General features: G+C 49.9%; 4 protein-coding genes, 1 tRNA gene and 1 other RNA gene. 1 reads left to right on the top strand and 5 read right to left on the bottom strand.

The genetic code is table 11. From position 1 onward, the window contains the following. The 4 genes from dnaX to tadA form a co-directional block, all read right to left on the bottom strand. The coding region (dnaX, locus tag ACXLDX_RS12060) for a DNA polymerase III subunit gamma/tau (RefSeq protein ID WP_457577434.1) at positions 1-1,494 on the bottom strand (1,494 nt) is incomplete at its 3' end. 21 nt (positions 1,495-1,515) lie between these two features. Beyond that, positions 1,516-1,611: signal recognition particle sRNA small type (ffs, locus tag ACXLDX_RS12055), an RNA gene on the bottom strand. A gap of 20 nt (positions 1,612-1,631) precedes the next feature. After that, a tRNA-Ser gene (locus ACXLDX_RS12050) sits at positions 1,632-1,717 on the bottom strand. Between the two features lie 133 nt (positions 1,718-1,850). Further along, a complete protein-coding gene (gene tadA / locus ACXLDX_RS12045; RefSeq protein ID WP_457577433.1) occupies positions 1,851-2,363 on the bottom strand; it encodes a tRNA adenosine(34) deaminase TadA in 513 nt (170 codons plus the stop codon). Positions 2,364-2,469: 106 nt separating this feature from the next. Between tadA and ACXLDX_RS12040 the strand changes: the two genes are divergently transcribed. Then, the gene (locus tag ACXLDX_RS12040; protein WP_457577432.1) at positions 2,470-3,909 is read left to right on the top strand and encodes a sigma-54-dependent transcriptional regulator; all 1,440 of its coding nucleotides are present in this window, start codon (positions 2,470-2,472) and stop codon (positions 3,907-3,909) included. An 80-nt stretch (positions 3,910-3,989) separates the two neighbouring features. Here the strand turns inward: ACXLDX_RS12040 and ACXLDX_RS12035 are convergent. Beyond that, positions 3,990-5,739, bottom strand: a 1,750-nt coding sequence (locus ACXLDX_RS12035; protein ID WP_457577431.1) for a M3 family oligoendopeptidase, incomplete at its 5' end; no start/stop codon positions are given.

Raw genomic sequence — 5,739 nt, 5'->3', positions numbered from 1 at the left:
CTGTGGCTTTTCCGGTTTTGCATCTTCCTCTTTTTCTGGTATCTCTGGTGCCGCAGCAGGAGCAGGCTCGTGGAAAGCCGGGGATTCAGTTGCCGGTTTATCTGAAAAACCTCGGCTGGGGGTTGTATTGCCGCAGTCCGGATTTTCATCAGCTTTTTGAGGCTGAGCCATAGGGTCCGGCCCTGCCGGTTTATCTGAAAATCCTCGGCTGGGGGTTGTATTGCCGTAGTCCGGATTTTCATCAGCTTTTTGAGGCTGAGCCATAGGGTCCGGCCTTGCCGGTTTATCTGTTTTCTGTATTCCGGGTGATTGTGGGTCCGTCATCGGCCGGGGAGATGGTGAATCGGACACAGGCAATCCAGCCAGAATTTTATCCATCTGGCCCAGGAGCGTGGAAACACTGGTCACATTACCGGCTTCAATTATTTTCAGAAAAGAGGTTTCAAGGGCGAGGCGCGGATGGCTGGAATTGCGGATTTCCTCCATGGTCGCCATGAGCATGCTCAGCTTTTGATGAAGTGTTTCAGGGGAATAGTTTGCCGCAATACCCTCCAGCTGGGTCAGTTCCTTCTCCGGAAGATCAATAAGCCGGCTGCAGCCATCGATTCTGCAGAAAAGCAGAGCCCGAAACTGGTCCATGAGATCGACCAAAAAACGTTTTATATCAACGGAATAATTGAAAATATCCTCAAGGGAGCAAAGGACGTCTCCCGCATTCCCGTCAAGGAGGCCCCGGGCTACAGTAATGAGGAGTTCCCGGTCTATGAGGCCCAGCAGTTCAATGACATCATCCCTGGTGATGGTTTTTTCACCGAAGGAGAACATCTGGTCCAGAAGACTCAGACCGTCCCTGACCGAGCCTCCGGCCTCGCGGACAATGAGAGAAAGCGCGGCAGGTTCCATGTCGAAGCCTTCTTCAATCGCCAGTTTCCGGAAATGGGCGGACAGTTCCTCTGCCGAAACGCGTTTCAGTTCGTACTGCTGACAGCGGGAGAGAATGGTGATGGGGATTTTATGGATTTCCGTGGTGGCAAACATGAAATAGACATGATCCGGCGGTTCTTCCAGAGTTTTCAACAGGGCATTGAAGGCCTCTGTCGTCAGCATGTGCACTTCGTCAATTATAATTATTTTATATCTGGCTGAGGTGGGGAGAAAGCGCAGTTTTTCTTTCAGCTCCCTGATTTCCTGGATCCCCCTGTTTGAAGCACCATCAATCTCGTATAGATCAATGGCACTGCCGGCGGCAATTTCACGGCAGGAAGTGCAGTCATCGCAGGGCGGATTACTCACTTCGGATCGACAGTTGAGCGCTTTGGCCATGATCCGGGCCAGGGTGGTTTTACCAACCCCGCGAACACCGGAGAAAAGGATAGCATGGGCGACCCTGTTTCTGGCAATACTGTTCTGCAGCGTTTTTACGACGGAACGCTGGCCTATAACCTGGTCAAAGGTCTGTGGGCGGGATTTTCTTGCAAGAACAAGATAGGACATTGGGTCGTCAGTTGAAAAAATGATAGCCGGGCAACCCCCGCACACGGAGAGTGTCACTGCCGTTGCTTCCTTCCGGACCTGGCGGGGTTCGTGATTCTCTGTTGCAGGGACCCGGCTATCAAAATCATAATCAAGGCTGGCGGAGAGGGTGAGATTCGAACTCACGGTACTCTCGTACACACGCGTTCCAGGCGTGCACCTTAAGCCACTCGGTCACCTCTCCAGCACTGTACCATATTCGCCTGTAAAGGAATACGAATATGCCTGATCAGGTTTACTCTGGTAAACGGATCAAAATGTGAGGTACTATGTAAACCGTCAAAGAAGATTTGGCAATCAAAAAAAAACCGATTCAACTAAAAATTATCAGATTCTGCCCTTTCCGGCAAGTTTTGAACGTTGCTTCGAAAAATTTTTCTTCTGGTGATAAAAAAATTCTTTAAGAGTTCAGAGCATTCGGCTTCCAGTACACCTCCTGTAATTGAGAGGGTGTGATTGAGTAATCCATCGCTACCTACAGCGTACCTGGAAACGGCAGCACCGGTTTTCGGGTCGGTGGCTCCAAAGACAAGACGGTCGATGCGGGCATGGATCAGGGCCCCCATGCACATTATACACGGCTCCAGGGTCACGTAGAGTGTCGTGCCGGTCAGCCGGTAGTTGTCCACAATTGTCGCTCCCTTTCGTATGGCAATAATTTCCGCATGGGCAGTCGGATCTTTACTGCCTCTCGGGCCATTGCGGCCGGTGGCGATTAAATTGTCTTCTTTCACAAGAACCGCACCCACGGGAACTTCCCCCTCTTTTTCAGCGAGAACAGCTGTTTTAAGAGCCAGTCTCATCCATTCTGCATCGGTTTTTGTACCCATTTTAGAAAAACCTATACTTATTTAGTTGCTTTCTTTACTCCACTTTCGTATAACAAAAAGAGAGTTACGATTTTGAAATATATTTTACTGTCTTGTAATCGGTGCCATGCATAAAATTTTAATTTATGACACATATAGGACTACCGCGAATTTTATGATCGCTGCTCTTCGCGATAAATGTATTTTGACATGTAAGACTAACGAAGTTGAATTTCAAGAAGAGATTCAGGCAAAGCAGCATGATCTGGTCTTTATCGATATTGATGATGGTCGATCTCTGCCTCTGTTGGAGAAACTTCATAATCGTGACCCCTACCTCCCCATTATCCTGACAAGTAAAAAAGAAAAAGCGGAATTAATTGTCCGGGCCATGAATAAAGGCGCAAGTGATTTTCTGGTCCACCCCATTTCACCCGAGCGGATTAATATAGCCGTTGACAAGGCGATAAAAATCCGTGACCAGCGTTTTGAGATCGCCTACCTGCGGAGAAACCAGGATGTCGTTTATGATTTCAGGGATGTGGTTGCCGTCAGTCCATCCATGAGGAAAGTCATCACCAGCCTTGAGCGTTTTTCCGGGACGGATTCCACCATTCTGATAACCGGGGACACGGGAACCGGTAAAAGTTTTCTGTCCGGAACGGTTCATTTCAATTCCCCGAGAAGGAAAAAGCCCTTTGTAAAAATAAACTGCGCCAATATCCCGGAGGATCTTCTTGAGTCTGAACTCTTCGGTCATGAAAAAGGTGCCTTTACCGGGGCAGACAAGCAGCGGATAGGCCGGTTTGAGCAGGCTGGAGGCGGCACCATTTTTCTGGACGAGATAGGCGAAATGAATCTGCGCCTGCAGACCAAACTCCTCAGAGTTCTGGAGGAAAAATCCTTTGAGCGGGTAGGGGGGAACAAAACCATCTACTCGGATGTGCGCATCATTGCCGCAACAAACAAGGACCTGGTGGAGCAGGTGGAACTCGGTCTTTTCAGGGAGGATCTTTACTACCGTATAAATGTTCTGCCGGTATCCCTGCCCTCTTTAAAAGAGAGAAGGCAGTGTATCCGACCTCTGGCGGAAATTTTACTGGATAAATTCTGTAAATCGACCCACCGGGAAATCCTTGGTTTTAAGCGGGATGCCATGGAAATGATGGAGGAATATGACTGGCCCGGAAATATCAGGCAGCTGGCAAACACCATTGAACGGGCTGTCATACTGGAAGACGGCCGGGAAATACGGGCGGTGAATCTTTCCCTGCCCACCAGGAAAATGCGAAAGGCTGTCCGGAAATTCACAGAAAATGACACGTCTGTCGGAGCTGAAGAACAGAAAGAGGCCGAAAGAGGAGTGAGGAGGCCGTTTTCCCTGGCTGACCAGGAACGGGAACTCATCCTGCAGGTGCTGGAAGAGTGCCTCTGGGTGCAGAAAAACGCGGCGGCAGAACTCGGTATCAGCCCCCGTGCTCTCAATTATAAAATAAACAAGCTCGGTATTACCCATCCCCACTGGCGTCGTAACAGGAGGCGGGAAGACAGGGAGAAGGTCAAATAGTCCTCTCTGCCGCCGGTTTTATTGTAATTGGTCACAGGGGTAACAACTATTTGATTTTATTGCCTGTGAGCAATTACGTTTTATTCGATACGCGCCAGCATTTCATCAATCACGGCAAGACCAGTTCGCCAGAACTCCGCATCGTTCAGATCAATACCGAATGGCTGCAGAAGGTCATAGGGACTTGCTGATCCACCTGCCGCAAGGAGAGACAGATATTTTTCCACAAAGGGTTCCCCTGTTTTCCTGTAGATCCCGTAGAGTGCCAGAACCAGAAGCTCACCAAAGGCATATGAATAGACGTACCCGGGAGTCGAGAGAAAGTGGGGGATATAGGACCACCAAAGCGAGTAGTCTTCCCTCAAACTCACTGAATCACCAAACATTTCCTGCTGGGTCGTCAACCAGAATGAACTGAATTTTTTTCTGCTGATTTCCCCTTCCTGCCTGCGTGACTCATGCATGAGGTTTTCAAACCTGTTCATTGCCGTCTGGCGAAAAACCGTGGCGAAAATGGATTCCAGTTTCTGGCAGATAAAGGCCCGCTGTTCTTTTTGATCAGCAATGAGATCAAGCTGACTGTTGAAAACGAGAAGCTCTGCAAAGACGGAAGCCGTCTCCGCCAGCGGCAGGGGGGTATCGCTGTTGTAATGACCCTGTCGGGCGGCCAGAACCTGGTGGATACCGTGGCCGAGCTCATGGGCAACGGTGGAGACATCCCGCAGGTTCCCGGTGTAGTTGACAAGGACGTACGGGTGAACATCCGGGACGCAGGGGTGGGCGAAGGCACCGCCCCTCTTGCTGCCGCCCACCGGGGCGTGAATCCAGTTTTTCTCAAAAAAGTCACGTCCGATTGCCGCCATTTCAGGAGAAAAGCGCGAAAAGGAGGTAAGGATTGTTTCTTTGCATTCATCCCAGCCGATCTGCCGGGCGGGCAGGGAGGGCAGGGGGGCATAACGGTCGTAATCAAACAGAGTATCAAGACCGAGCAGATCACGTTTGATGCTGTAATATCGCTCCACGATATCGTACCGCGACACTACTGTTTCAATCAGGGTTTTCACCGTGCTGTCTTCCAGCTGGTTGCTGAGGTTCATGGAACTGAGCCAGTTGTCAAAGCCGCGCAGCCGGTCGGTGATCATTTTATCGGCCGCGAGGGTGTTGAAAATATGGCTGAGCAGGTGGCACTGGTCTTCCAGTCCCCTGGTCATATCCGCGGCGGCCTGTTTTCGTACTTCTCTGTCCTCGTGGTACAGATCGGTGAGGACTTCTTCTTCGGTTCGTTGCTGTTCTCCAAACTTGAGATGGGCAAAGATTTTTTCAAAGAGAGTCGTCCAGCTGTTTCGCCCGACAATCTCCTTTTCGAGAATGAGTTTTTCTTCCTTTTCAGAAAGCTGGTGCGGCCGGAATTTCCGCATGGTTCGCAGATAGTGGCGATAGTTCGCGAGCAGGGGCGAGGAAAGCATTTTATCGACCTGTTCATCATCCACACTATTCCACTCCAGCTCAAAGAAAACTGTTTTGCTTGAGCAGGTGGAATAGAGCTCATGGATTGTCTGATCCAATGCACCGGCCGCCTCGTTGTCAATCCGGGTAATGAAATTGAGAAAGGAAAATGTTGCCAGCTTTGTCAGCCGTGTATCGAGTATTTCAAGACGATTGACAAGTTCATGAAGAGTCTTTTCATCAAGGTCGCCGACAGTTGTATAATACTGCGAGTTAATGGCCGTGGCCTCTTGCCTGCAGAAAGCGATGTCTTTTTCCAGGGCGGGATCGTTTTCCCCGTTATAGAGATCTTTAAGGTTCCAGAGAACGTTTTCTGTTTTAAGA

The organism is Desulfomarina sp., from assembly GCF_054039375.1.
This window is presented reverse-complemented; position numbering and strand designations above follow the sequence as displayed.